28 protein-coding genes and 2 pseudogenes are annotated in these 26,359 nt (G+C 48.5%); 12 read left to right on the top strand and 18 right to left on the bottom strand.

The window, feature by feature from the left end; translation table 11 throughout:
* Nucleotides 1–2: 2 nt before the first annotated feature.
* From HV311_RS10555 to HV311_RS10575, 5 genes are all read right to left on the bottom strand, one after another.
* A complete protein-coding gene (locus HV311_RS10555) occupies nucleotides 3–2,288 on the bottom strand; it encodes a fimbria/pilus outer membrane usher protein (protein WP_191221066.1) in 2,286 nt (761 codons plus the stop codon).
* Nucleotides 2,289–2,343: 55 nt separating this feature from the next.
* A complete protein-coding gene (locus HV311_RS10560) occupies nucleotides 2,344–3,066 on the bottom strand; it encodes a fimbrial biogenesis chaperone (protein WP_016153349.1) in 723 nt (240 codons plus the stop codon).
* Between the two features lie 14 nt (nucleotides 3,067–3,080).
* Entirely contained in the window at nucleotides 3,081–3,611 is a 531-nt protein-coding gene (locus HV311_RS10565) for a Csu type fimbrial protein (RefSeq protein ID WP_016153348.1), read from the bottom strand.
* Nucleotides 3,612–3,930: 319 nt separating this feature from the next.
* Nucleotides 3,931–4,662: a MerR family transcriptional regulator gene (locus HV311_RS10570; RefSeq protein WP_032931597.1), complete on the bottom strand. Its 732-nt coding sequence runs from the start codon at nucleotides 4,660–4,662 to the stop codon at nucleotides 3,931–3,933.
* A gap of 221 nt (nucleotides 4,663–4,883) precedes the next feature.
* The gene (locus tag HV311_RS10575; protein WP_016156768.1) at nucleotides 4,884–6,095 is read right to left on the bottom strand and encodes a diguanylate phosphodiesterase; all 1,212 of its coding nucleotides are present in this window, start codon (nucleotides 6,093–6,095) and stop codon (nucleotides 4,884–4,886) included.
* Between the two features lie 318 nt (nucleotides 6,096–6,413).
* Here HV311_RS10575 and ycgZ point away from each other — a divergent pair, with 318 nt between their 5' ends.
* The 5 genes from ycgZ (at nucleotide 6,414) to HV311_RS10600 (ending at nucleotide 8,191) form a co-directional block, all read left to right on the top strand.
* Nucleotides 6,414–6,650, top strand: a complete 237-nt coding sequence (gene ycgZ / locus HV311_RS10580) for a regulatory protein YcgZ (RefSeq protein WP_016153345.1) — start codon at nucleotides 6,414–6,416, stop codon at nucleotides 6,648–6,650.
* A 42-nt stretch (nucleotides 6,651–6,692) separates the two neighbouring features.
* Nucleotides 6,693–6,965 (top strand): hypothetical protein, encoded by a 273-nt coding sequence (locus tag HV311_RS10585; RefSeq protein WP_016153344.1) that lies wholly within the window; start codon nucleotides 6,693–6,695, stop codon nucleotides 6,963–6,965.
* A gap of 34 nt (nucleotides 6,966–6,999) precedes the next feature.
* The gene (locus HV311_RS10590) at nucleotides 7,000–7,266 is read left to right on the top strand and encodes a biofilm development regulator YmgB/AriR family protein (RefSeq protein WP_016153343.1); all 267 of its coding nucleotides are present in this window, start codon (nucleotides 7,000–7,002) and stop codon (nucleotides 7,264–7,266) included.
* 128 nt (nucleotides 7,267–7,394) lie between these two features.
* Nucleotides 7,395–7,640: a hypothetical protein gene (locus tag HV311_RS10595; protein WP_016156767.1), complete on the top strand. Its 246-nt coding sequence runs from the start codon at nucleotides 7,395–7,397 to the stop codon at nucleotides 7,638–7,640.
* Complete coding sequence (locus HV311_RS10600; protein ID WP_191221067.1) at nucleotides 7,640–8,191, top strand: LuxR C-terminal-related transcriptional regulator; 552 nt, start codon at nucleotides 7,640–7,642, stop codon at nucleotides 8,189–8,191. Before HV311_RS10595 ends, HV311_RS10600 begins: the two co-directional genes overlap by 1 nt.
* A 142-nt stretch (nucleotides 8,192–8,333) precedes the next feature.
* Here the strand turns inward: HV311_RS10600 and HV311_RS10605 are convergent, their stop codons facing one another.
* Entirely contained in the window at nucleotides 8,334–9,125 is a 792-nt protein-coding gene (locus HV311_RS10605) for an SDR family oxidoreductase (protein ID WP_191221068.1), read from the bottom strand.
* A gap of 148 nt (nucleotides 9,126–9,273) precedes the next feature.
* Here HV311_RS10605 and HV311_RS10610 point away from each other — a divergent pair, with 148 nt between their 5' ends.
* The gene (locus tag HV311_RS10610) at nucleotides 9,274–10,167 is read left to right on the top strand and encodes a LysR family transcriptional regulator (protein WP_016156764.1); all 894 of its coding nucleotides are present in this window, start codon (nucleotides 9,274–9,276) and stop codon (nucleotides 10,165–10,167) included.
* A 24-nt stretch (nucleotides 10,168–10,191) separates the two neighbouring features.
* On the opposite strand, the gene HV311_RS10615 is transcribed toward HV311_RS10610, so the two are convergent.
* Together HV311_RS10615 and HV311_RS10620 are read right to left on the bottom strand one after the other, a co-directional pair.
* Complete coding sequence (locus tag HV311_RS10615) at nucleotides 10,192–11,181, bottom strand: aldo/keto reductase (RefSeq protein ID WP_191221069.1); 990 nt, start codon at nucleotides 11,179–11,181, stop codon at nucleotides 10,192–10,194.
* Nucleotides 11,182–11,207: 26 nt separating this feature from the next.
* Nucleotides 11,208–12,059 (bottom strand): aldo/keto reductase, encoded by an 852-nt coding sequence (locus HV311_RS10620; RefSeq protein WP_131346169.1) that lies wholly within the window; start codon nucleotides 12,057–12,059, stop codon nucleotides 11,208–11,210.
* A 339-nt stretch (nucleotides 12,060–12,398) separates the two neighbouring features.
* Between HV311_RS10620 and HV311_RS10625 the strand changes: the two genes are divergently transcribed.
* Nucleotides 12,399–13,001 (top strand): TetR/AcrR family transcriptional regulator, encoded by a 603-nt coding sequence (locus tag HV311_RS10625; RefSeq protein ID WP_094761128.1) that lies wholly within the window; start codon nucleotides 12,399–12,401, stop codon nucleotides 12,999–13,001.
* A gap of 217 nt (nucleotides 13,002–13,218) precedes the next feature.
* On the opposite strand, the gene HV311_RS27995 is transcribed toward HV311_RS10625, so the two are convergent.
* Together HV311_RS27995 and HV311_RS10630 are read right to left on the bottom strand one after the other, a co-directional pair.
* Entirely contained in the window at nucleotides 13,219–13,407 is a 189-nt protein-coding gene (locus HV311_RS27995) for a hypothetical protein (RefSeq protein WP_326928890.1), read from the bottom strand.
* Nucleotides 13,389–14,369, bottom strand: coding sequence for an IS5-like element ISKpn26 family transposase (locus HV311_RS10630; protein ID WP_016241585.1), 981 nt, complete (start codon nucleotides 14,367–14,369; stop codon nucleotides 13,389–13,391). Before HV311_RS10630 ends, HV311_RS27995 begins: the two co-directional genes overlap by 19 nt.
* A gap of 53 nt (nucleotides 14,370–14,422) precedes the next feature.
* Here HV311_RS10630 and HV311_RS10635 point away from each other — a divergent pair, with 53 nt between their 5' ends.
* Complete coding sequence (locus HV311_RS10635) at nucleotides 14,423–15,436, top strand: MFS transporter (protein WP_326928891.1); 1,014 nt, start codon at nucleotides 14,423–14,425, stop codon at nucleotides 15,434–15,436.
* 59 nt (nucleotides 15,437–15,495) lie between these two features.
* Here the strand turns inward: HV311_RS10635 and HV311_RS28000 are convergent.
* The 8 genes and pseudogenes from HV311_RS28000 to HV311_RS10670 all read right to left on the bottom strand — a co-directional run.
* A pseudogene (locus HV311_RS28000) lies at nucleotides 15,496–15,603 on the bottom strand (glycine zipper 2TM domain-containing protein); the annotation flags it as partial.
* 326 nt (nucleotides 15,604–15,929) lie between these two features.
* Nucleotides 15,930–16,994 (bottom strand): alpha/beta hydrolase, encoded by a 1,065-nt coding sequence (locus tag HV311_RS10640; RefSeq protein ID WP_191221070.1) that lies wholly within the window; start codon nucleotides 16,992–16,994, stop codon nucleotides 15,930–15,932.
* A gap of 135 nt (nucleotides 16,995–17,129) precedes the next feature.
* Nucleotides 17,130–17,891: a carboxymuconolactone decarboxylase family protein gene (locus HV311_RS10645; protein ID WP_137352333.1), complete on the bottom strand. Its 762-nt coding sequence runs from the start codon at nucleotides 17,889–17,891 to the stop codon at nucleotides 17,130–17,132.
* Nucleotides 17,869–18,348, bottom strand: a complete 480-nt coding sequence (locus tag HV311_RS10650; protein WP_191221071.1) for a (R)-mandelonitrile lyase — start codon at nucleotides 18,346–18,348, stop codon at nucleotides 17,869–17,871. The genes HV311_RS10645 and HV311_RS10650 overlap by 23 nt, the downstream gene beginning before the upstream one ends.
* A gap of 107 nt (nucleotides 18,349–18,455) precedes the next feature.
* Nucleotides 18,456–19,103 (bottom strand): DUF4405 domain-containing protein, encoded by a 648-nt coding sequence (locus HV311_RS10655; protein ID WP_191221072.1) that lies wholly within the window; start codon nucleotides 19,101–19,103, stop codon nucleotides 18,456–18,458.
* 51 nt (nucleotides 19,104–19,154) lie between these two features.
* Nucleotides 19,155–19,805: a flavodoxin gene (locus tag HV311_RS10660; RefSeq protein WP_046275297.1), complete on the bottom strand. Its 651-nt coding sequence runs from the start codon at nucleotides 19,803–19,805 to the stop codon at nucleotides 19,155–19,157.
* A gap of 70 nt (nucleotides 19,806–19,875) precedes the next feature.
* Nucleotides 19,876–21,345 (bottom strand): heavy metal sensor histidine kinase, encoded by a 1,470-nt coding sequence (locus tag HV311_RS10665; RefSeq protein ID WP_191221073.1) that lies wholly within the window; start codon nucleotides 21,343–21,345, stop codon nucleotides 19,876–19,878.
* A 15-nt stretch (nucleotides 21,346–21,360) separates the two neighbouring features.
* Complete coding sequence (locus tag HV311_RS10670) at nucleotides 21,361–22,041, bottom strand: heavy metal response regulator transcription factor (RefSeq protein ID WP_191221074.1); 681 nt, start codon at nucleotides 22,039–22,041, stop codon at nucleotides 21,361–21,363.
* 219 nt (nucleotides 22,042–22,260) lie between these two features.
* On the opposite strand from HV311_RS10670, the gene HV311_RS10675 reads away from it, so the two are divergent.
* The 4 genes and pseudogenes from HV311_RS10675 to HV311_RS10690 all read left to right on the top strand — a co-directional run bounded on the left by HV311_RS10675 (nucleotide 22,261) and on the right by HV311_RS10690 (nucleotide 26,133).
* Nucleotides 22,261–23,310 (top strand): alpha/beta hydrolase, encoded by a 1,050-nt coding sequence (locus tag HV311_RS10675; RefSeq protein ID WP_016153322.1) that lies wholly within the window; start codon nucleotides 22,261–22,263, stop codon nucleotides 23,308–23,310.
* Between the two features lie 668 nt (nucleotides 23,311–23,978).
* Nucleotides 23,979–24,374: a VOC family protein gene (locus HV311_RS10680; protein WP_191221075.1), complete on the top strand. Its 396-nt coding sequence runs from the start codon at nucleotides 23,979–23,981 to the stop codon at nucleotides 24,372–24,374.
* A 466-nt stretch (nucleotides 24,375–24,840) separates the two neighbouring features.
* Nucleotides 24,841–24,985 (top strand): annotated as a pseudogene (locus tag HV311_RS10685) (IS3 family transposase); the annotation flags it as partial.
* A gap of 194 nt (nucleotides 24,986–25,179) precedes the next feature.
* Entirely contained in the window at nucleotides 25,180–26,133 is a 954-nt protein-coding gene (locus HV311_RS10690; RefSeq protein ID WP_153646299.1) for a LysR family transcriptional regulator, read from the top strand.
* The last annotated feature ends 226 nt before the right edge of the window (nucleotides 26,134–26,359 follow it).

Below are 26,359 nucleotides of genomic sequence, written 5' to 3' on the forward strand. Positions count from 1 at the left end.
TGTTAGTGTGGCCGGCAAACCAGTGGACCTATTTGCACAATCCCCTTTGCGGAAGCGGGATAGTCAAATTGCACGCGACAACTGCCGGTGTCTGTCTCAACGCGTAGCGCGTTGTGCTGTTCCAGCGTGTCGAACCAGGTCATCCCATCAAAACCAACGACAGACGATTGTCCTGCTCCGCTGATGGCGTATGCCATGCTGCCTTCGGGAATGGGTTTACCCTGATTGTCGACGAGGATGACCTGCGCAGCGCGTACCGGGGTAATGCCAAAGCTAACCAATGTACCGGAACGATCGGCAGGCGTTGCATTCGTCTCAACGCGCGCGATCCGCATATTGGCGGGGAGATCCATTGGGTCAATACTGATCAGGTTTTTTTGATAACTGTTCAGCGGCGTGACCAGCAATAGCCCCTGGTCGTCGCTGCGACCAATCAGGTTATTTTGTAATTTAATCGGGACGTCAGGAATGCCGTCAGTTGATACGACGGCAAAGCCATTGTTGATTTCACGTGCTGCAAACAGGCCGCCGCCCATGGTAACAAGCGATCCGGTGGCGCCTGCGTAGCCGTAATGGTTATCCGGTAAACGGCTGAATCCCGCGTACGCTTTACCATAACGACCCAGATATCCCACTTCTCCCTGACCGCTTTGCCGGGAAGCCTGCTGACTGGCGGCCAGATTCCAGCCCCAACCGCCGTCGGCAGGAGGCGTCAGGCTGGCGTTGAGCTGGTAGCCGGTCTCATCATTGGTGCGTTGTAGGGTGCTGCTGGCACTGAGATTGTTATCAGTGGTCATTGTCACCATCAGATAGAGACTGCGATCGCGGTTATCGTCGATGTTTTGGTTGAATCCGGCATTCAGTGAAATGTTGTCGGTAATCGATTTGAACCAGCTGGCGTTGGCGTAGCGCACCGCATTTTCGTGCGGATAACGAAACTGCAGGTAACTCAGGCTGACATTACCGGCAGCTTCCAGCGAATAGCCAATGACCGTATTGCTGTTAAGCGTCGGTGGCGGCTCGCCATAATGGGTGGCGACATCACGATAATCGCCGGAAGTGGCCGTCGTACTGGTACTGAAATTAAACCGTTCGCCGGACCAACGGTAACCAAAACTGTACAGAAAACCGTTCTTTCCTGCGTCGGTACTTGCGGCAACTGAGGTCGAAAAGGTGCCGCTGCGGGTGCCTGGGATCCAGTCGTTACTAAAGCCCGCGTTAATCAGTCCATCGCTGGTTTCAGCGTGAGTCCCGGCAGTGAACGTATTGCTAAACCCACGACGCCATGTACCGCTCAGTACCGGTGCGCTGGCATAATCAAAAGAGGAGTAACCATAGTTTTCGCGTACCGTACCCAGTTCTGCAGACCAGGCAGTTAATCCTTCCCGCAGGAGTTGCTGATCGTTGTAGAACGAGAAATTTTGTACGCTCGTTCTGCCCAGCGCATCCGTCATCATCACCTGACCCGTTCCCGCGCCGCTGATGTTCGGCATTGTGTTGATCTGAAAGCTACCCGCGGGGACTTCTCCGTTGTAGTACCTGACGCCGTCGACGTACAGCTCAACGTTTGACGGCAACGTCGCGGAGCCAAGATATGCAGGGAGCGGGGTGGTTGGCATATAGGGCCGCAAACCAAAATCGGTTCCTATCTGAATGCCGCCGATACGCGTCGGCCGGGACCAGATAAGTGAACTGGTCAGGGTATCGCCAACGGTTACCGCCAGCATCGTTTCGGGAAATGACGTACGCCAGCTGGTATCGAGTCGCTCAACGCTGTTATCCGCATTTTCCTCGGTGGAATACTGCGTCAACTGGGTGGTGCTGAGCACGCCTGCAGCATTGAAAGCGCGGAGTTCGCTGAAGGTATTTATTGCGCTTTCATCCCCCTGTTGGGTATAGATATCGTAATTGAGCAGCGCGCCGCGTGATGTTGTCGCCGTCGGCGCGGTCTCTACGGGGGAGTTAAGCTGCGTGGTCGCAAGATCGAGTGAACTGAGTGGCGCAGTAAGCGAAAGCGTTTGCAACTGAACGTTATAGTCAATGGTTAGCTCGGGGATATCGTTCAGGCAGGCGGCGTGAGTGGCGTCAGGCGCAAAGCGAAAGCCCATTTTTCGCAGGGTATCTGCCCCTGCATAGAGCTTTCCATTATCGTAACCCAAATGCACCAGCCCAACTGGATTCCCATTTAAGGTGACGTCGAGATACAAATTGACCCCCACGAGCTGCGCTGCGCCATTAATAACACCATCTTCGTTCAGGTTATTATTCAGCGTTTGTGCGCAAACCATTCCCGATATTAATACTCCATTGAGAAAGCAATATTTCACCAGAAGCCAGGATCTGTTACAGATCTTGTACTGTTTTTTGGCCATTGATTGTGACTTCAACTTTCCCGCCATCATGAGTATTACTGGCCGACGGGGAGACTATCCAGCGCATTGTTGAGCCGGGTAAAACGTAGCCTAACAGTCCGGGCGTAATAACTTTTTTAGCACCGTCAGGGCTTATAAATGTTGCAGCAGATAATTGTGCATGCCCATTTCCCTGGTTACTCACTTCAATAAATTTTTTGCCATCAAGCTGTTGTAATTTCCATTGCAATTTAGCCTGCGTTTGCGCCGCTGATGTTGGTTGAATGAAAACGGGGACGGAATAATGCAGCACAAACTGAAGCTTATTTTTTTCTACTTTTGCAGGCGGTAACTCATCTATCGATAACCGATAAGCGTCTTCAGCATGTGCCGAAGGTGGGCCGGTCCGAATAACGCGAATCAACTGACGTTCTCCGGGGGCTAATGCCAGCATCGGCGGGCTAATGACCAGCCCCTGAGAGGGGGAAAGTTTGTCGCCGTAAGCGCTCTGGCTCCAGCGAAAAACCCGAACCTGGGCATTGAGCACATTTTCACCCGCATTACTAAGCCAGATACCATCGGCATTTTGCGTCGCGAGCAAAGTTAATGTGACCGGGGCGATTTGCAGCCCGCTGGCGGCGGCAGGGTTGAGGCTCGCAACCATCCCTAACAGGCATGCGCAGGCACACTGCTGAACAGGCAGTTTTACTCTCATGTGGCTTCCTGAAGTTAGTAGTTAACGTTAACCGTTACCGTGTCGGCATAGTCGTCAGGAGTGAAGTTGGCGCTCGGTGCGGTGGCATAAACAGTAAACGTTTGCACCAGCCCGGTCCCCGTCGCCGCTACGCCGTTTCCAGGCGCGGTGTCGGTGGCGGTGTTCCCCCACACCGGGCCTGTTGCTGATGTTCGATTTAGCTGGTAGGGCACTTTATCGGTATTGGTGGCTGCGTTAGCCACGGAGGACATGGCGCCTGAGCCCGTCGTCGTCCCCCCATTGGCGGCCGACGGCGCCAGACCGATAAAATAGGGCGTGGTTTTAGAACAATTAATCGAAATCGTGTTGCTTGCATTGGTATTTGTTGCCGTGGTATTCACCGGCCCAAGCGTGATATTTGAAGCCGAACCGGCAGTCACGGTACAGGCCTTTTGAATCGTCATCAGTACCTGAAATGTTCCGTTAACGGTTGCTGCATTTGCCACGGGAATAATGGAAAAGGCGCAGCAACAAAGAATTAAGCGTTTGTCTAAGACTAGAGCCATATCCTTTACCTTTTTCAAATAACCACATTTATTACTTTAGAAAAACAATAATGTGGTACAAGAAGACATGGTTTAACCCTAGAATAAGTATTAGGCGTGCGCCAGTTGATCTAATAAATTTTACTTAGGAAAAAGGTGATGTCGTTTGCAAAAAAATAATACCCACGGGTGAGTATATTGTTTTGTTTTATGCTACTGCGGGTATTAAGTCAGGCGGGTAGGGAACACAGATTCATTGGATGGCATTCAAAATAACCACCCAAAAAATGAGAATTAGTAAGATTTATCTTACTCAGCTCATTACTGCGATACATGTTGGTTACGGGCTGTGAAAAATGACTTTATAACCTTGTTCGTTCCAGTGTTGTAGAAGTTCATTTTGTCTGCGGGTTGGCGTAATACCAGTCCAGACAAAAAGCGTTTGCCCGGGGAAAAGTTCAGGTCTTGGCGATTCAATAGGTTCAGCAAGCACGGCAATATGCCAGCCCGATTGCGATAAACGCCAGGCTTCGAGCCATAAACGGGTTCGGTCTTCAACATCCCAGGCCATCAGGATGGCATCTTTCCCTGATTTGCGCCGCGTTTCAGACAGCAGGGTGGCTACATATTCAATCAATGCGCCATCAAGCATACTGTTCATGATACGGGATGTATTATGGTCAAGTATCAACCGCTGACGCACAGGAAGATAAACGCGATCAATCAACGCATCTACGGGGTAGGCGCGACCGAGTGCGATAATTTTGGCTCGCAGCTTCGGGGGATACGCCATACGAAGAATGCCCATCATCTCTTCTTGCAATTGATTCCAGTCGTCGTCAGTTTCACGGGTACTGGTTTCCAGCAATGCTTTAACTTTGCCAACGGGTGTGCCACTGCTAATCCAACGTTTTATTTCTTCAATACGTTGAATATCCTCTTCATCAAAGAGTCGGTGGCCACCTTCGCTGCGTTGAGGTTTGAGTAAACCGTAACGTCGTTGCCATGCCCGAAGGGTGACAGGATTTATCCCGCAACGTTCTGCGACATCCCCAATGCTGTAATAAGCCATAATTCCCCCAGACACTCCTGATTCTCCGTCACCGATATGCGGTTCCTGCTACTTTGTACAACATGCATCAAATTGTACAAAACATACATAGGATTCTAGCAAAATTAAGATTTACTTTACTATCACGTAGGGAGTAAATGCTGAATTTTTATGTTCAGCATAAAAGAGGTGGCGGGATTATTGTGTAATAACAATACGTTAATTATTATAACGCTGAGAAATCATTTTTTCTCTGGCCACGCGACAGACGGAGTACCATTCAGGCAGGCTCTTGCAAACAGGTTACCCTGGAAGATCTCAATACCCGCGGATTCAAGCCACATCCACTCTTCAGGTTTTTCGACGCCGACCGCAGAAATCATAATCTCCAGTGAAGCGCAGCATTTGATTATGGCCTGAATGATGGCCTGCCGTGGTCCACTTTTATGCACATCAGTGATGAGTTCGCGGCTTATCTTAATTCGGTCCGGTTGAAAGCGAGACAAAAGCTGAAGCCCGGCAAAACCTGCCCCGAAATGATCTATCGCCACACATATTCCCGCTGCCTTGAGTGACTTCACGGCCTGCGCGAACGTATCAAAACGCGAAATAACTTCACTTTCGGTAAACTCAACAATGATTTGTTCAGGCACCAGTCCATGCGCCGCGATTTCGTTTATAAGAAAGCTGACTGCATCGGGTCTGTTTACCAGGGTCATGGGTAACAGATTAACCGACAGCATTTTGTGATTAAGTCCCAGTGCGCTTGCCATTGCAAATGCAGTCTTTTTGCTCTGCAGATCAGCGGTATACACATCTTCAGGTTTGAATTTGTCAAAATACGTTGCGGGCGTTTCACCGTCTTTACCGCGAATAAGGGCTTCCAGCGCAATGACGCGCTGTGACATAGGATCGATAATTGGTTGAAAAGCAAAGCTGAAATCTGTATCTGACGGGAGTGTGCTTTCATCCAGGATGGTACAGGTATTGTCGGTTATAAAACTCCAGTAATCAGGCGCAGGTATTTCAAAATAGCTCGATTTTTCCGTGGCGAGGACAAATGTGCGGAAAAACTGTAATGCTCTGTCATCATACGTGAGCTGAAATTTGGACGTACCCTTATTGAGTACAGCTTGCAGGACGTCATTCCGTTCATGTTTTTGTAAATCAAATAACTCCATCCCTACATTCCCGAATCTTCTCGCAGGCGCGTAATCACACATCAGTTCAACGATATTGTGGTGCCGAGGGTCGTTACAAATACAACGATAGATCTCTTTTACCTGCTCCTCTGGGCCTTCAAGCAGTTGGAAAAAGTGATGGCCGTTAAAGAGTAAGATCCCCGTAACATCTGATCGCCTGTTTTTGATATTTGCGGCTGTCACCATATCCTCAAGCGCTTTGAGAGGGGCGTCTTCACGTAGATGGCTACGGTAAATAATGGTCGTGAGCATGGACAGTCCGGGATCAAGGAAGGAGAAGAGGTCTGGTCAGTATCAGACAAACCAGGTTACGCCCTGATTTTAATACATAATTCTAACTTTGTCTTTACAAGTAAGCGGGCTAATACAGATCAATTTCATTGATAACACAAAGTGATTTGTACAAAGAAATTGGATTTCATATAGATCTGAACTATCGTAACTACATGATTTAATTAATTTAGCATTTTTTGCTAAAAATTAGCGTGCTATGTTGTACACATTTTCGGTACAGCTTTGCTACTGTTATAAAACTTAATATTCACCAGCATTTTGTTACAGGAGCACTCCATGCAGCAGCATACCGTTCGCACTGATTCTGCAAGCGCGATTTCTCGTTACTTTGCTAAAGCGCATCTGCCAACCCAACAGGAAACGTTGGGCGAAATCGTGACTGAGATACTAAAAGATGGGCGCAATCTCAGTCGCAAATCACTGTGTACCAAACTTCTGCACCGTCTTGAAAATGCATCAGGTGAGAATGAACAGAAACATTACAATGCGTTAATCGGCCTGCTTTTCGAATAAAATAAAGCCCTACTATGATAATGGGTAAGTAGTGAAGGAGTTATGAAGAAACCTGACAGTGAACGCTTGAAACATGAAATTACAGGTTTGGCTGTGCTAGAAATTTTGCGAATGCATAAAGACGTTTCGTTAGCTGCACTGATTAAGCAATTGCGGCTTATGCATGCCAGTGAAATGGATGGTACACGTAAACAATTAATTGACAGCGTTATCAATGATTTCACAAATGTTAATCCGGGGAAGATAAGCAGAAAACCGGAAAAAACGAGAGATGAGAGTGCTTTCAGTGCCAGCAAAAACCCTAAATTACATTAAAGATAATTCTCCAGACTATACAAGCGAGGTTACCATGCTTCATGAAATTAATGTCCACAGTGTAATGACGGATAAAGCTTTATCAAGTTACTTCCATAATGCAGGTGAACTATTAGCAGATGAGTCAGTGGTATTGGGGCAGGCGGTAACAAATGTAATTCTGGCAGGTGATAATGTTAATAATAAAAACATCATTTTAAGCCTGATTAGTTCGCTGGAGTCAACAACTGATGTTGTCAAGGCAGACATTATCAGAAAAACCCTGGAAATAGTGTTACGTTATACGGCTGATGACGTCTAATGAGATAGCACATTAATATAAATACACAGCACAATTATTGTATGATGTAAGTTCTGTCGCTTCGCTGTTTGGATTAAGACTATACATAGCATCCTCTTATTTTTATGACTGCATATTATGGAGTTGATATGGCTAATTCAATTCCGGAAGATTTTATTTTCCGCTGCGCTTTGTATAAGGATATAGAGCGTAATGTCATGTTAAAACAGGGTTGTATCAGTAATGATGTTCTTATTCAGGCATTCAGCACGCAGTTGAAGAATGAGAAGAATGTGATACTGACCGATCTCTATTCACAGATTCTGGCACATCTTCAACTCGATAAAACTTCGCAGCCCGGTGAGGTCAATGGTGATTTTTCGTTGAGGTCATAATGATGAACATCGTGCAGGAACATGCTGGAAACGCAGTTTTATGGATTGATGATATCTATATCAGGCAAGGGTTAAAGAATATCCTTGCAGATATCGTTTTTGAAGATGACAAGGCGCGATTTGTTTTCTTCACCGCTAATCACTTTGACGCGGTAAAAAAGCAAAATTACGATCTGAATACATATCGTCTGGTGCTGCTGATTGATGGTCATCTGTATCAGTATCTCAATGATATCTCACTTTACAGACTGCCAGTAGATAGCGATGTTGCCTCAATCAAGCAATTTATTATTGATATTACTTGTGCTGGTGGTAAGCACGAGCATCAATCGGAACTCAATATCTCCTTGACTGCGCGAGATAAATATATTTTAACGCAGCTAGGGGAGGGGCGAACTGTTTTTGAGATATCTGCCATGTTAAATCTACACTTAAAAACCATTTACCAGGCCAGGCAGAATCTGATCAAGAAACTTGGTTGCTCAGGGCTGATTGATTTTCAGGGAATACTGCAAGCGCAAATATTCCGGAACTGGCTGAAGCATGCCTGATCATCGATACGCTGAACTTACCTTCAGCGATTTGTGTAAGTTTAAATCAATCGCTCGGGTTATCTCATCGATGATGTCTTCTGTTGTGAACATAAATTAACGCTCATTATAAGAGGACTATGATATAGCCTTGTCGAGATGCTTATGATTTATTTATAGATTTCAGCAACCCCGTGCGGTTCAGCTCGTTAATAATGCACTCAGGTTCTTCACACAGAGGCATATTGTCTATATCTAAAACGCCATCATTTTTTTGTGGATCATCAGCCTGCAGGTCTGCAAACAGTGGAGTAAGATCCGGCGGTGCTTCGCCTCGTTCGGCCACCAGCTCAAACGTTTTATTTTTTGCCGCCTCGTTGGTCAGGGCACTGACCAGAACCTGGGCGATTTGCTGCCTTGATATCACACCATCTTCTGGTGTTCCTGCATGGCGACGATCCCCCTGGAGCAAAACGATTCTGTGTTCATCATCATTGTTGTAATCAAACCAGCCGGGTCTGACTATGGTATAGGGGTGACCACTCGCTCTGACCAGACGTTCGGCACGTCTTTTCCAGTCATGAACCTCAGTGCGTTGATTCCAGGTACTGAGCCGTTCAGTCACGCCAATCGTGGTCATTAAACCGATGCGTACAGGTGTATCCCTGAAGAGTCGTAAAATGTTACGCACACCGCCGTAATCTATCGCTCTGGCGCCAATACGCCCCTGGCCATCGGAACCGAGAGTGAAGATGATGGCATCAATATCTTTCGGCAAATTGGTAAGTGTTTCAGGCATTGAAACATCGCCGTAAAAAACATCCGTTCCACGCGGAAGTAATTTTACTTTCCGTTTATTTCTGACCAGCGCCACGGGCTGATGGCCCATTTCGATAGCGGTATTCACGACATGAAGACCAATACTTCCGGTCGCGCCTGCAATGAGTATTTTCATGATAAACCTTCTGATAATTCAGACTTATTTTCTCTACAGCCAGAATATCAATTATCATTATTGTCAGTAATAGGGCTAAAATGATTGTGTCTATGAACACCCTTCATGAGTGCGCGATGAAGGGAATGCCACCATAAGGAAATCGCCGATGCTCAAAGAAAACTTCAACGAACTGCAAATCTTTCTGGTGGTGGCAAGGGAGCGAAGTTTTACCAAAGCAGCGGGCAAACTGGGTGTTTCTCAGTCTGCACTCAGCCATGCGATGAAGGCGCTGGAGGAAAGGCTCAATATCCGCCTTCTGACCCGTACGACCCGAAGCGTTGCCCCTACGGAAGCCGGTGAGCGAATTATTGCCTGCCTTGAACCGCGTATTGCCGATCTTGAACAGGAGCTGGAATCGCTGGTTCAACTGAACGGCACTGCCTCCGGCAATATCCGCTTATCTGCTGGGGAGCATGCCGCGCGAAGTCTGGTATGGCCAAAGTTAAAACCTTTCCTCAGGGAATATCCGGAAATTAATCTCGAACTGGTGGTTGATAACGGCTTTGTAGATATTGTTGAGGGCCGTTTTGATGCCGGGATCCGCCTGGGCGAAAGCGTGGATAAGGATATGGTTGCTGTAAGAATTGGCCCGGACATGCGCATGGCCGTGGTGGGAGCACCGTCTTACTTCGCGGCAAACCCTGCACCTGAAACGCCGCACGAGCTACAAAATCATCGGTGCATCAATATGCGCCTGCCGACTGCCGGTGGGCTTTATCACTGGGAGTTTGAGAAGGAAGGGAAACCGTTACGGGTCAGAGTGGAAGGGCAGGTAACGTTTAACCAGCAGGCAGAAAGGATTGATGCTGCTTTATCCGGTTTTGGCATTGCCTGTATGCCTGAAGACAGGGTGCAGGATTATATAAAGTCAGGAGAGCTTATTCAGGTTCTGCAGGACTGGTGTCCGTCTTTCCCTGGATATTATCTTTACTACCCGAGCCGTAAGCAGCACCCGCCCGCATTTGCGCTGATGATCGATGCACTTCGCTACGCCCAATAACGGGTCCGTAGACCCGTTCGGGTATTAACGGCCTACGCGGGCCAGGTGCTCAGGAGAGTAACGTTCACCGACGATGTTAATCGTTTCCAGCGCCTGGGTTATCTGCTGCGTATCCTTCTGCGAAAGAATGATGTCGGCAGCCCCCAGGTTTTCCTCCAGCCGGTGTAGTTTGGTGGTACCAGGGATAGGAACAATCCACGGCTTTTGTGCCAGCAGCCATGCCAGCGCGATTTGCGCAGACGTCACGCCTTTCTCTGCCGCCAGTTCACCCAGCAAGGTGACCAGCTTTTCATTGGCTTCAATCGCCTGCTCGGCGAAACGCGGCACTTGGCTTCTGTAATCATCCTTGCCAAAAGTGGTTCCTGGCTTAATCGATCCCGTCAGGAAGCCTTTGCCTAATGGGCTGAAGGGAACGAAACCAATACCCAGTTCCTCCAGTAACGGCAGGATTTCCTGCTCAGGCTCGCGCCACCACAGAGAGTATTCGCTTTGCAGCGCAGTAACCGGTTGAACAGCATGTGCACGACGAATGGTTTGTGCGCCCGCTTCGGACAGACCGAAATGTTTGACTTTGCCTTCCGCTATCAGGTCTTTCACAGTTCCCGCGACATCTTCAATGGGGACATCCGGGTCGACACGGTGTTGATACAGCAGATCAATGACATCAGTCTTAAGGCGGCGTAATGATCCTTCCACAGCTTCACGGATATGCTCCGGACGGCTGTTTAAAATCTGCTGCTTGTTGTCCGCACCGAAGGTAAAACCAAACTTGGTGGCAATAACCAAACGGTCACGAAACGGTTTTAAGGCTTCGCCTACAACCTCTTCATTAAGAAAGGGGCCATACACTTCAGCGGTATCGAAGAAGGTGACGCCACGTTCAACCGCAGCGCGAATGAGCTCGATAGCCTGACGGGTATCGGTCGCCGGACCGTAGCCATGGCTTAAGCCCATGCAGCCGAGCCCAAGCGCGGATACTTCGAGTCGGGATTTACCCAGATAACGTTTTTGCATTGAATGAATACCTCTTTTATCGCGACTTAAACATCAAGTTTGCGGCCGGTCAGCCATTCCACCATCGCCGGATCGCGGTGAGAGAAGAAGGCGCTGGTTGCAGTGTCGAGGGCAGCAATCTGCAGCATATCTTCAGAACTGAGTTCAAAATCGAGAATGTTAATGTTCTCTGCCATGCGTTCTTTGCGCACCGATTTCGCCAGTGAAATGATGCCTCGCTGGAAGATCCAACGCAGAACAACCTGGCCCACGCTTTTGCCGTACTTCTGACCAATTGCCGTTAACACGGGATGCTGGAACAGACCATTTTTCCCTTCAGCAAACGGAGCCCAGGCTTCCGGCTGAATGCCACGGCTTTGATTCCAGGGAACGGCATGCAGCTGCTGGTTGAAGGGGTTAACTTCAATCTGGTTTACCGCAGGGGCAACGTTGTTGAAGGCGATAAGGTCGGCCAGTCTGTCAGGATGGAAGTTGCTGACGCCAATGGCGCGAATTTTTCCTGCCTGTTGTAATTCTTCCATGGCACGCCATGCCCCATGAACATCACCGTAAGGCTGGTGAATCAGATACAGGTCAACATAATCAAGTTGCAGACGATTCAGGGAGCGTTCGAACTGGGCTTTAGCGCCTTCGTAATGAGTATCCTGCAGCCACAGCTTGGTCGTTACAAAGAGTTCGTTACGGTCGATACCGCTTTGTTTCAGAGCGTTCCCGACCTGGGTTTCATTCTGGTAAGACGCGGCGGTATCGATCAGGCGGTATCCCGTATCGATGGCATCAATCACGGCTCTTTCGCATTCAGCGGCATCAGACATTTGAAACACACCAAAGCCCAGCAGGGGCATTTCAATACCGTTGTTCAGTTTTACAGTTTGCATGACGTTATCCTTTGGCTGTTGTCGAGGAAAAGCATAACGCAAAGTTATTTATTCGATTAGATGGGGTAATTAGCTAGGGTTTATTAGATGTGTTCATTAATTTGTGGCGTGCTGACGGCCGGCGTTGTGCAAGAAGCGGAAGTTGGATGTTCATTAAAATACGGCAGATTCAGGTATGATGATTAACCATCACGCGTAAAAACTAAAGCTGTGGTGCGTGGCAATTCATAAGAAAATCTGTCTGCGCATCACCGCTGTTTTTTTTCATGAAAATTATTTGACTGATCGTTCCATAATCAATACTATGCCGCCTCAACTCATTTCAAGTCCCACATCCCTATGAGTGCTGAAAAACCAACCTTTCCAGGTCGTCCACGAAAGTTCGAAGATCAGGATGTCATTGATGCTGCCGTCGCTGTTTTCAGCGCCAATGGTTATGCAGGCACCTCTGCGCAAGATTTATGCAATGGTACGGGATTAGGGCGGGGGAGCTTATACAATGCCTTTGGAAGCAAGCAAGCCCTGTACGAGCAAGCTTTGTTGCGCAGCCATGAACAAACTATGTCAGCACAGTTGACAATACTCACGCAACCAGGTCTGGTAAAAGAGCGATTGCATACCCTTCTGCTTTGGGGTATCGCCGAAGATCTTTCTCAGCCAGAGCAGCATGATGCGATGGTCTTATTTTCAGCCCTGGAGATGGGCAGTAAAGATGAAGCCGTTGCTAGCCTGAATAATGAATATCGTCAGCATTTAGAACAAACACTGGTGACGGTATTTATCGAAGGTCAACGAAGTGGTGAATTAAGCAATAAGGCATCAGCCGTCGAAATGGCGAGAGGCTTTATGGCTGGCTATTACGGCTTACGTGTACTAAATAAAAACATTTCAGATAGAAAAATCCTCGAAGATGTCGTCGCTGGTCTGTTAATCAATTTATAAATTTAAGCGAAAAACTTCATTAATTTCTTGCATTCATTTTTGTAATGATCGTTCCAATACAAGGGAGAAAATAAAAAACCATGCCATTAGTCATATATATTTTAGGGTTGGCCATTTTTTCATTAGGTACAGCAGAGTTAATGGTGGCGGGTATGATGACCACGCTATCTGAAGCATTTGGTGTTACAGTCGGTGAAGTGGGGCATTTGATTTCATATTATGCATTCGGTGTAATGCTAGGGAAGGTGCGAATAAGCAGGTCATTTCTTCCCAAGCTGACTCGCTGATTAAAATTTCGCGGATCTGGGCCGATTTTTTTCCCGCAAACACATCGAATCAGCCTATTTAGGCTATTTTTTCCACCATTTCTGGCGTTATTTCCGGTTTTTACTGAGATCTCTCCCACTGACGTATCATTTGGTCCACCCGAAACAGGTTGGCCAGGGTGAATAACATCGCCAGTTGGTTATCGTTTTTCAGCAGCCCCTTGTATCTGGCTTTCACGAAGCCGAACTGCCGCTTGATGATGCGAAACGGGTGCTCCACCCTGGCACGGATGCTGGCTTTCATGTATTCGATGTTGATGGCCGTTTTGTTCTTGCGCGGATGCTGCTTCAAGGTTTTTACCCTGCCGGGACGCTCGGCGATCAGCCAGTCCACATCCACCTCGGCCAGCTCCTCGCGCTGTGGCGCTCCTTGGTAGCCGGCATCGGCTGAGACAAATTGCTCCTCTCCATGAAGCAGATTACCCAGCTGATTGAGGTCATGCTCGTTGGCCGCGGTGGTGACTAGGCTGTGGGTCAGGCCACTCTTGGCATCGACACCAATGTGGGCCTTCATGCCAAAGTGCCACTGATTGCCTTTCTTGGTCTGATGCATCTCCGGATCGCGTTGCTGCTCTTTGTTCTTGGTAGAGCTGGGTGCCTCAATGATGGTGGCATCCACCAAAGTGCCTTGGGTCATCATGACGCCTGCTTCGGCCAGCCAGCGATTGATGGTCTTGAACAATTGACGGGCCAGTTGATGCTGCTCCAGCAGGTGGCGGAAATTCATGATGGTGGTGCGATCCGGCAGGGCGCTATCCAGGGATAATCGGGCAAACAGGCGCATGGAGGCGATTTCGTACAGGGCATCTTCCATGGCACCGTCGCTCAGGTTGTACCAATGCTGCATGCAGTGAATACGCAGCATGGTCTCCAGCGGATAGGGCCGTCGGCCATTGCCCGCCTTGGGATAAAACGGCTCGATGACAGCGGTCATATTCTGCCATGGCGGAATCTGCTCCATGCGGGAGAGGAAAATCTCTTTTCGGGTCTGACGGCGCTTAGTGCTGAATTCACTATCGGCGAAGGTGAGTTGATGGCTCATGATGTCCCTCTGGGATGCGCTCCGGATGAATATGATGATCTCATATCAGGAACTTGTTCGCACCTTCCCTAGGTGGCCCGGTATTAACCTACGCTTTTCTTAAGTTTAAAGCACCCTATCGCTCAACGTTATTATGGTTGTTAGGGTTATATGTTATCGTACAAGGATTAAGCGTCTTTGTCTCTGATTACAATGTGTTAGTTGCAATTCGAATCGTGACCGGTATTTTGTGTGCAGGGTGTTTAAGTCTTTCACTTGCTACAAGTATGGCTCTTGTATCTGTAGAAAATCGCCCTCGTGCCGCATCAATAGTAATAGCCGGTTTTATGGTATCTAATGTCTTTGGTGTACCTATCGCAACAATTATTGACCAGCACTGGGGCTGGAAAATGAGTTTTGGGCTGGTCGCGGTCCTGGTTTTCATGTGTCTGTTAGCATTAGTTCGCTTATTGCCACATATGAGCGGCGGCTGTGCTATCAAAATGGCTGAAGAGATTAAGGCATTTAAAAACAAAGCCTATTGGAAAGCCTGTGCAACCAGCTGTTTGATTTTGGGCGCAAGTTTTGCGGCATTCAGTTATTTTGTTCCCGTGCTGACTGATGTCAGTGAATTTACAATGCAGACCGTCCCCTTCATTCTGATGCTTTATGGACTAGCTAATATCATCGGAAATATGATAACGGGACGTCTTGCATATCGCCATAGTTTAGCTGTTATGGTTGTCGGCTTAACAATATTGAGTATTTCTTTGCTCGGCATGGCACTATTTGTTCAATATCAGGTTATTGCTATTCTGGCTGTTATACTCATCGGTTTATCTGGCGTGCCAATGAATCCGGCAATGATGGCAAGAATTGTCAGCGTGGCACATCCAGGCCCAATGGTCAATGCCGTTCATACTTCAGTTATCAATATTGGATTAGGTGGCGGTTCTTATTTAGGTGGAATGGCAATTTCATCAGGTTTCGGTTTGCGTTCAGCTTTATGGATTGGAATGGTATTAGCGGTTCTGGCTTTATTATCCGTATTACCTTATATTCGTCGTAGTCAACAAGGCTGGAGTTAATAGGTTCTGAAGATAAAAACGCCCCGATTATAAAAAATCACAGGGTGTCGATTTAGCCATTAAATTTTATTTAAAATTAACAGGCCTTTATCGTCGAGTTGGATCTGCGAGCCGGGGTCTTTATCCATCCGGATTTTGCCCTGCTGATCGCCGTTTTTGATGCTTACAATGCTGGGGTTTGGTCGAATCCTGCCTGGGAAGATCATCGCAAAATATTTTATACGCTTCGCTCGATGGACGCTGAGAAAGTGGCAAAATTACTTGCAGCTCATCTCATTGAAAGCCGCCTTCGCCTACTGAAATCCATCATTTCAGGCAAACATAGCCTGAGGGCAAGAGGTATTCTAATATCCTGACTTTGAGGAAAATTTCATCACCTCGTAACAAAGGTCCACCTTTCGCTGTGAGTTCAACCGATGGACGCAACCCATTTTTTGATAAAGCTGATGATTGTATTGAGCCCTCAATAATGAAGGCTCAATATTATCTCTTTCTATTGCAGGTCTTTCTCCTTCAGGAACTGACTCACCATATCAGCAATCTGCACGTTATTCAGATCCGAGAACGGGAAGTGGGTATTACCTTTGATTCCTTCCTCAGGCAGATGCGTCACAGTGACATCCCCGCCATGCTTGTTCACCACGTCACGCCACTCGCGAGCCATTGCCAGACGTACGCGCCAGCTGTCCTGCGCGGGCATGGCGACAGGTTTATCAGGGATGTTATCGCCGTAAATAATCAGAATCGGAATTTTAGTCAGTGCCATAAACTGCTCCATCGGCACCGGTTCACCCTTCAGCGTGTCGAACGCGCTTGGCATTGGGGCAGGGAGCTCTTTCTCCGGGAAGACAAAGCTGCTACCAGGCTCGAAGGCGACAATGGCTTTGACCTTGTCATTTTTCATCGCCGTGTACCAGCCTGGTCCGCCACCCTGGGAGTGGGTGAAAAGGATAGCCGGGCCAGATTTATCCACGACGGCGGACATTGCATCAGAGATAACATTGATATCAAACGGCCCGGTATTCGGGGTCATCTGACGGAAATACTGATTCAGGGCTTCTTTGTCGTGAGAAAACTGAACGCCCTTAAAATACTCCGGCCACACGCCAACGCGGAACTGGTTAAACCACATCTGTTCATCCGGTTTAGGCGTAACAGTACCTTCTACCGTAGTGCGCCCGGCGCTGCCCCGACGCGGCTGATCGACCAGATAAGTTGAGAATCCACGACGCAGGAATATGTTCTGGAACCCTTCGCGACCATCCGGCGTGGTTTCCCAGGTGCGGGAGAACTGACCTGCGCCGTGCAGCATGACGATAGGGTATTTATGCGGATTTTCCGGAATTTGGTAGAACACAGATGCATGATCGCCATGCCAGGTTTGACCCGCAGAGTCCAGCGGTGTTTTCGCGTCAAATTTCCCTGGTGCGGTGATGATAGTGCCACCAGCAGAAAAGCTTCCCTGTTCCTGAATGACCAGCGGCTCGGCGTATACCGACTGAGCCACCATGCCACCCGCCATCGCGCAGATGGCCAGCGTTTTTAAGACAGTTTTCAAGATTACATCCTCTGTTATGTTTGCCGTTCAATCATATCTGAGTTGTCAGCGTGAATTATTTAGCACCTTTGATTGCCCTTATTTGGCAGACTCATGAATGCGGAGGATTAGCACCGTATCGTCTCAAACCAACGCCTAACTGTTTGCTAACGCCCGTTGCAGCGCCTGTTCCGCCCGCGTAGCTGCATCTTCTTCGCCATGTTCACGCAGAACCTGTGCCAGTTGGCGCAGTTGCGCTGCCGTCAGGCCGACTCGCATGCTGGCTCGCGTATGCGATAACAGCTGAGCTTCAACGCCCGGCGTGGCGGCTAATGCGCCAACCGTTGCCAACTCGCGGCTTTGCCAGTCGAGGTTATCGCGGGCGAAAATGTCACCGAACAGATGCGTTTGTAGGAATTGATTAATGACCGGGGCAAAATCAAACAGAGGTCCCTGGACGGGGGCGCCGGAGATTTTAGTCTGGTTTGCGGTACCGACGCGGCGAAGCTCATCTCCGACAGGGATGGCGGCGACCGGCTCTTTACCTTCAACGTCTTCAACGCCACGTTGTTTACGTGCTTCGACGACTTTCATCAGTTCATTCAGCGCGTTCAGGCTACGGGGAAATCCCGTATAGGCATAGAGCTGGACGAGAATCTCTTTGGTCTCGTTTATCGTGAGTCCTGCATCAAGCCCCTGATTCAGTGCGGCATTCAGCTTATCCATCTGACTGCTGGCCATTGATGCCGCAATCAACGGGATGGCTTGCTGGCGAGCTGACAGCGTATCTGAAACCGTTTGTTCGTGGTTCATTTCTGAGGCTCCTTTATTGACGGGCGCAGCATGTGCCGTGAGACCTAAACCAAAGGTCAGCAGTACCGCTGCCGTTAATGCCTTAATGGGCGTGGTATTGTTCATCTGTCACTTTCTCCATCCAGTTAACGCTTTTGCCATCCACAATCCCGGTTATCGCCAGGTGCGTCATTGCGCTGCCGGGGGCCGCCCCGTGCCAGTGTTTGACGCCCGCAGGGCAAGAGACAACGTCGCCAGCGCGGATGACCTGCAACGGCTGGCCTTCTTGTTGGGTAAGCCCAACTCCCGAGGTCACAATCAGCCGCTGGCCTGCCGGATGCGTATGCCAGGCGGAACGAGCACTTGGCTCAAAGGTGACATAAGCCCCGGAAACGCTAATTTCGTTATCTGGTTTGAAGAGAGGATCAACCCGGACGCGACCGGTAAAGTTCTCTGCTGGCCCGTACACCGCATTCTCGCTTCCGGCGGTGGCGATATGGACAGCGGGATTTTGCTCCGCCGCCCAGGATGAAAACGTAAAGAGGGGCAGTAACAGCCCGAGGTAACGTAAATGTCTGATCATGCAAAGCGTCCTTATCTACAATGATGGAGAGGGTCTGCAATGATTCTAATCAGGGGGAGATGTCGTCAGACTGACGCCAGCCTGACAATTTTGTCAGTTAACCCTTATTATGGTGACGCTGCTTTGTCTTTTCTAAAAATAAGGCACCAAAGCGAAAACCGTGTCATTAATGAAAATAAAACAATGATGGCCAGGTAGCGTAGATAAAAAAGAAGGGCAGATTGATCGTAATCGAAAAAGGAGAAATCGACCTTTATCAACAAATAATCGAGATAGTCCTGGTTCAGTAATTCGTACAATCCCAGTAGTGCGATTAGCGAAAAAACTCCTGGCATCATGACATTTGCAAAGAATGAATTGCTGGAGATGTTCAGGACCCGGCAGAAAAAGGTTGCCAGCATTTTCCAGTGCAACCCGATATGCAGCGCCAGAATGAGCATTCCCCAGTGGACCGACGTCATGTGTACTTTCCTGACCCAGCTCGCCGGGTTGTGGAACGCCTGGTCCAGAAGGATATGTCGGGACAGCATCATGCCAGAGACAATCGCGGTCAGAATGACAACGAATGTCACTGCATTAATGATTCTGTTAACTACCAGCATGGTTAACGGAATATTGGGCGACAGTGACCACAAGCGATGCCGGTTAAGATATAAATGCAGCATGATGAGCAGCGTAAAAATAATACCCGCCCATTCATGCACGATTTCACCGTGAAGGTGAAATCCCATCAATACCAACAGAAGTAACGTCATCAGCGCATCCTGCATGACCTGGAAAATATAAATTTTCTTCATGTCGATGGATTAACGCTGTGGCTGGACTTGTTTTACCCATTGCTCAACCTGCGCGGGTACGTCAGGAGCTGAAATATCGTTGCGCGAGATCGCGAGCGCACGAGTGACTAATTTGGCCTGTGGCTGCATGCGAGCAATTTCTCGCAGGGAGTCGGCTAACCTGCTGCCACCATGGGTGGTAAAGGGAACGACCGTTTTGCCTGCAAAGTCATTTTGCTCAAAGAGGCTGTATATCACCATTGGCATGGTATACCACCAGATGGGGTAGCCGACGTAAATGGTGTCGTAACTGCTCAGGTCAGGGAGCGGCGTTTTTAGCGAGGGTCTGGCTTTCGTTTGCTGTTCCTTTTCGGCAACGCGCAAAAGTGCATCATGCTGGCGAGGGTAGGGAGTGGCGGTTTCAATGCGAAACAGGTCGCCGTGAGTCTGCTTCTGAATCAGTTGCGCAATAAACTGCGTGCTGCCAGTCTCTGGCGTATTTTTTTGTAATACGCTGGCCCCGGAAAAACCATCCACGGCACCAGGTTTCATCTCCTCTGGTTGTGAAAAGTAGATAATCAGCGTACGGGCGTGTGCGGATGAATCCTCTGATGCGAACGCGGGCTGCCCCAGAAGCCCCATGACCATCATCGCCAGAAACCCGCTAAATACCTTTTTCATTCTCACTGTTTCATTCCTTCAATCAGCCGTGGTGAGTATCAGCAGTGATTCTGGCGCAGATAGCCTGACATCAGACTGACGACTCTCTGACAATTTTGTCAGAAGTCTTTGCGCGCGGAGATCCCGATTTTGTCTCTGAAATCAGTCTCCCGATTCGGATAGCGTCAGGCTGTTTAGCAAACGTCAGGCCAAAGGTATTGATACCGTTCTCGCTACGGGCAAAGACATCTCCCCGGTGCATAATGGCGACGGCACGGACAATCGACAGGCCCAGCCCATGATGGGTATCACTCCTGGCTCGGGAGGTGTCAACACGATAGAACCGTTCGAAAAGCCGGTGTAAGTGCTCTGGCGCTATCGGATCGCCAGGGTTAGAAACGTCTACACAAACTTGATTGCCTTTTTCGCTTAAGCGCACCGTAACCGTGCTATTGGAGGGGGAATGCCTGGCGCTATTTTCCAGCAAATTAGCCAGTGAACGGTGAAACAGCCGCCTGTCGATATGCGCCGTGACGTCGCCCTCAACCTCCAGCGAAAGCTGTTTTTCAGCAAAAGAGGGTTCAACATATTCCGCTGTTTTCAGGGTTTCTTCTCGCAGGGAGACTTGCGTAAGCTGGGAAGCATGTTCACCCGCGTGCGCATGAGACAGGAACAGCATGTCGTTAACTATCGACGTCATGCGTTCAAGCTCCTCCAGGTTTGAACCCAATAACTCTTCCAGTTCATCTTGTGAACGTCGGCGTGATAGCCCGAGTTGCGTCTGGCCGATCAGGTTAGTCAGCGGGGTACGAAGTTCATGCGCAACATCGGCATTAAAGCTCTCGAGCTGTCGCCAGGCGATTTCCTGACGCTCTAACACGCCGTTAAATGATGATGCCAGTTGCTGCAGTTCTTCGGGCAACGCGCAGGTATTCAGGCGCTGGCCATGGTCACCTGGTGCAAGGTGTTGTGCCTGCTGACTGAGCATGCCCACCGGACGCAGGCCAATCCGTGAAACAACGTATCCCAGTAAGGCGACAATCAATACGCCCAGCGCGACAATAATCAGCAGCGTTCGTGTGAACGCATCGAGTGTGCCCATATACGGCGTAGAGTCGATGGCAACCACATAGCGCAGCTCAGGCCTTTCACCGTTGGCGGGGATGGTTTTCACTAACAGGAACAGTGAGCATGCACCTTCCGATGCGCCGGGCACTTTATTAAATCCCTCCTGCAAAGAAGACCACTGAACGCCCACCGGTGGTATTCCCCCCATGCTAAAGCGCGGGTTATCGCTCACTATCCAGTAACGAACGCGCTCACCTTCAGAATTGGTTAGCAGAGTAAATTTATTAGCCAACGTCGACCAGCCGTCAGCCGAGGTTCGTGCGGTGATCCACGGGCTCATTAATGATTCCCGGAACAGCAGCTCGTTGTGCATCTGCTTTTGCAAAGAGTCATGTAAGGAGCTTCTGAGCAAGATACCGATAATGGACACAATCAGCAGCGCGGATAAGGCAAACATCAGCGCCAGGTGAACGGAGATGGAACGTTTAGGCATGCTGAGCCTCTTCATTTATTCCGACCGGACTTCGAGGACATACCCCATGCCACGAACGGTATGTAACAGTTTGACGTCGAATGGGGCATCCACTTTGGCTCGCAGACGTTTAATGGCGACTTCAACCACATTGGCATCGCTGTCAAAATTCATGTCCCATATCTGCTCAGCAATCATCATTTTTGACAGAATCTCCCCCTGATGCCGGGCGAGAAGACTCAACAGGGAAAACTCTTTTGCGGTCAACTCCAGTCGCGTTCCGGCGCGAAATACGCGGCGTGCCAGCAGGTCGAGATGCAGATCGTGAATTTGCAGCTGGGTGATGTCTGCGCCATCCGTGGAGCGGCGACGCACCAGAGCCTGAATGCGCGCCACCAGTTCAATCAGCGAAAAGGGCTTAGGGAGATAATCATCCGCGCCAAGTCGAAGCCCTTTGACGCGCTCGTCGACCGAACCGCGGGCCGAGAGCATCAGTACCGGCGTTTGTTTGACGGCTCGCAGCCCCTCGAGTACCCGGTAGCCATCCATCCCCGGCAGCATCACATCAAGGATTATCGCGTCGTAGTCAAGCTCCAGCGCGTAATGAAGACCTTCTGCGCCATCTGCAGAGACATCTACCGTAAATCCGGATTCACTCAACGCACGGTTGAGATAGGTTGACGTTTTTTCTTCATCTTCGACTAGCAACAGGCGCATAACGGGATTTCCTCTTAACTTTTCAATCGGGCTTATTCTGCCTCTTGATTGCCAACATAAAGCTGACGCTTACCTGACAGCATTGTCAGAAACATGAAGCCATCTCAGTCTGCTTGCTGACAAAAATGTTATTTACCTGTCACGATGCTGACAGGCCTCTCTCTCTAACCTGAGTCTGCACATTTAAATCCGCAAGCCTGAAACTCATCGGGAGAGACCATGAAATTCAATCTGTTAACTGCAATACTGCTCACGGCAATAACCGGGGCCACCTCAGTCAATGCGGCTGATTACAAAAAAAATCCATTCACCCTGGCCTATGACGGTGCCATTACTGAGAACGTCAAAGGCAAGGTCAACATTCATCCGGTGAAGTACGATCTGCATGGCATTCAGATAGCTGCGAATGTCTATACCCCTGCTAACTACGATCCCGCCAAAAAATACCCTGCCGTGGTGGTTGCACATCCGAATGGCGGCGTAAAAGAGCAGGTCGCAGGCTTGTATGCCCAGCGTCTCGCCGAACAGGGCTACATCACGATTACTGCCGACGCGGCTTATCAGGGCGCGAGCGGTGGGATGCCTCGCAGCGTGGATAAACCCGCTAATCGCATCGAGGATATCCACGGCATGGCTGACTACATCAGCCAGTATCCGGGAGTGGATACTTCCCGCCTCGGTCTGCTGGGTATTTGCGGAGGTGGCGGTTATTCACTTGTTGCGGCCGAAACGGATCAACGGTTTAAATCGATCGCAACCATCAGCATGTTTAATTCAGGCCTGGTGCGCCGCAACGGTTTTCAGGACTCACAGCTGGATACTATTCAGCAGCGTCTTCAGCAGGCTTCTGACGCACGTGCTCAGGAAGCTTCCGGAGGCGAAGTCCTGTACTCCGGTGATGCCAATCTGACTGATGAACAGATCGCTAAGTTACCCTTTGCCTTATATCGACAGGGCTATGAGTACTACTGGAAAACTCACGCGCACCCGAACTCTACGTTTAAATACACGACAAGCAGCCTGTTAGATTTGATGAGTTTTGACGTTACGGACCATATCAATCTCATCAATAAACCGCTGCTGATGATTGCTGGTACAAAAGCCGACACGCTCTATATGACGGAAGATGCGTTTGCGAAAGCCACCGGAACAAAAGACAAAGAACTCTTCCTGATCGATGGCGCTACCCATATCGAGACGTATTGGGTTCCTGAGTACGTCGACAAGGCTTTGCAAAAGCTGGACGTCTTCTTCGATAAGAGTATTTAGCCCCTATCAGACGATACCTTTGGCCAGTCGCTCAGGCTGGTCATATCAGGACATAATGAGTGTGTCCGCATGTGACCAAGACTAACGAAGTCGGGAGGAAAGATAATTACGCACATTAAATAGCCGCTATGAATGAAATTCATAAAACGGCAGCGACATCTGAGGATTATTTTTTGCCTGTAAGGTTTTACTTCGTGGTACAGGCCAATTTTAGGTTTAGCATTACGGCATTGAGTGCCTCCTTATCCAGCATGGCTTCGGCATGCAGCTTCTTGAGGCGGGCGTTCTCCTCTTCAAGCGACTTGTTCGTCGGAAAAAACTTTAAAATAATACTTAAGGCGTTAAGTGCTAATACCCGACGCCTTTCAGGTTACTTGCAGGACGGTCACAGCGGGAAAATGCAAACACGGTTGTGCTATTAGTCAGATACACACCTTTTAACTTGCTAAGAAAAGCTATAATCTGATGTCGTCAACGCAAACAATAAGCTCAATGAGAGAATATACAGGAACAGAACTGGAATAATCGCACTTTCAGGAATACAAAGGAGCACCAGGATGATATATCTGAATTTTGACAGAGCTTATCTCTGATAAGCCAAATTAATAGTCACGCTCAGATGCTCAAACTTGCATTTTGTGGTTTATGTAATATATAAGGGAAAATATATGAAATTCAACAATGTAAGACTGTTAGTCAAAGATTACCGCAAATGTTTCAATTTCTACACCCAGAAGCTTGGTTTGGAAGCTGTCTGGGATATTGAAGATTGCTATGCCAGCTTCAAAGTCGCTGAAGGTATAGAAGGCCTTGCTATCTTTACTTCTGATCTGATGGCCCCAATTATTGGAAATGCTGACAGAGGAAAATCGATAATATATCGCGAAAAATCAATGGTTTGTTTCGAGGTTGATAATGTAGATGAAAGCTTTGAGGCCTATTCGTTAAAAGGGATTAAATTCATTAACGAGCCAATGGATATGCCAGAATGGGGTGTGAGAGTGGTTCATCTGTACGATCCGGAGGAAAACTTGATTGAGTTATTTACGCCGCTTGGAGGCTAACAGGGGTGTTATTACTTGAGGCATAACACCCGACTGTTGATACACGGTTATCCGGACTAACACTAAACTCGTTGGGGACTGGAGACGTTTTGGCTATCGCCATATATGACACCTCTGTATAGCTGAGGTCAGCATGTCTGCAACTGTTCCGTCATGCGCCCCCTAATTTCTCGTTCGTGCTTCCTATTTCAAGCAGATTCCCCTCTGGATCGGAAATATAAAAATTTCGGATGCCAAAAGAAAGCGTCATTGGTCTACCTGCAGAAAATTGCAATTTCGACTTTAACTCTTTACTTGCAAATAATGGTTATTATCACCTGGTAATATAACTGAGCTAATTCACTTATTACTTAACCACCTTTAGTTAAATTCGCAAAATCCCTTTTATTTCTACTGTAGTGGTTTATTGAATTTGGCCACCTGAGCAGAGGTGATATGCTCATCTCAGAACAATACAGGTGTCCCAATGAAAAAAAGAAATTTCAGCGCAGAGTTTAAACGCGAATCCGCTCAACTGGTCCTTGGCCAGAACTACACCGTTGCAGCTGCGGGATGAACGACAGTGTAAAATGCCAAAAGCCTCCCCTATAACCCCGGAACAGGTACGTATAACAATGGTAACGCCCTGTTTGCGTGGATGCGCTTCGGCTTTTAGAGACAGCGAGGCATTATCACCTTTTCTCATGCGGTTTCCGGAATACGTCATCCAGGAAAACGAACGGATGCTCCCCTGCTTTTTCTGTGCTAATTCGGTATATTCATATACAGAATCGTTAAACGCACCTCTAACCGCTGGTACCTAAATATGGATATTGACCATTTTAAGACGTTCAACCAGGTTGTTATCAGCGGCAGTTTTACTAAGGCCGCACAGGCACTCTTTTTATCTCAGCCCGCCATCAGCATGCAGATCCAGGCACTGGAAAGCTATCTGAAGGTGTCATTATTCGATCGTTCCCGTCGGCAAATTAGTTTAACCAAAGAAGGCGAAGTCCTGTTTGAATACACACAGCGTATTTTTCATCTTTTTGATGAAGTACAGAGCGTGTTTCAGGACATCAGTAAACTACAGGTAGGCCGTCTGACCATCGGGGCGACGGGCGTGATGGGCACTTACTATCTCACGCGTTTTATTCAGCGTTTCCACGAACGCTTTCCGGGAATTGAACTGGAAATTCTGACCGGTAACTCGCACCACATTGCGGAACTGGTCGCCAGCGGCGAGGTTGAGATCGGTTTTGCCGGACGTTCCGTAATTCGCTCTCCGTTACAACAGGTATTTCTGCATCGGGAAAACTACAAAGTAGTGGTGGGCAAGCACTCCCCCCTGGCGACATGTGCCGGGCAGGATATGAGTCCGGATGAATTACTACAATCACCTTTCATTATGCGTGAGAAAGGAACACGGATAAGAGCCAAAATAAATTCGTGGTTTAAACGTCACTCAGCGAACACCGCTCCGCAAAACCGTGTGACGCTCTCTAATCTGGAGGCGACTAAACGGCTTATCGGCAGCGGTTATGGCGTAACCGTGATTCCTCATCTGGCGATATCCGATGAGCTGAACAGCGGTGAGCTGGTCGAACTTCATGTCAAAGGTTTTAATCTCGCGGTAGATTACTACCTTGTTTACCAGGGGGAGCACTCACTGTCCCGCGCCGCCCTCGGCTTTATTTCACTGCTTTATGATGACACTCCAGATAATGAGTGGGGGAGTTTTCCTGAGCTGCTGGAAAATATATTCCATAATCATCGCTAAGTGACATTGTTCATTATCCTTGATAAAACAAGGACTCATACGCTTATGTTTGAAAAAAAAACAGCCTATAAGCCGAACACATTGCTTACGCCTCTATCAAATTTAACTCTCTAAAATTAATGAGAAAATAATAAATGTGATCGACATCAATCTATAAACTGAGCTTATAGGTCTGATACTGATTTACAATTTTTAATCCTGCCAGAAGCCTGCCTAATATGGAGTC

Origin of the sequence: Citrobacter sp. RHBSTW-00881 (assembly GCF_013728515.1) — a bacterium.
Classification (GTDB): Bacteria; Pseudomonadota; Gammaproteobacteria; order Enterobacterales; family Enterobacteriaceae; genus Citrobacter; species Citrobacter braakii.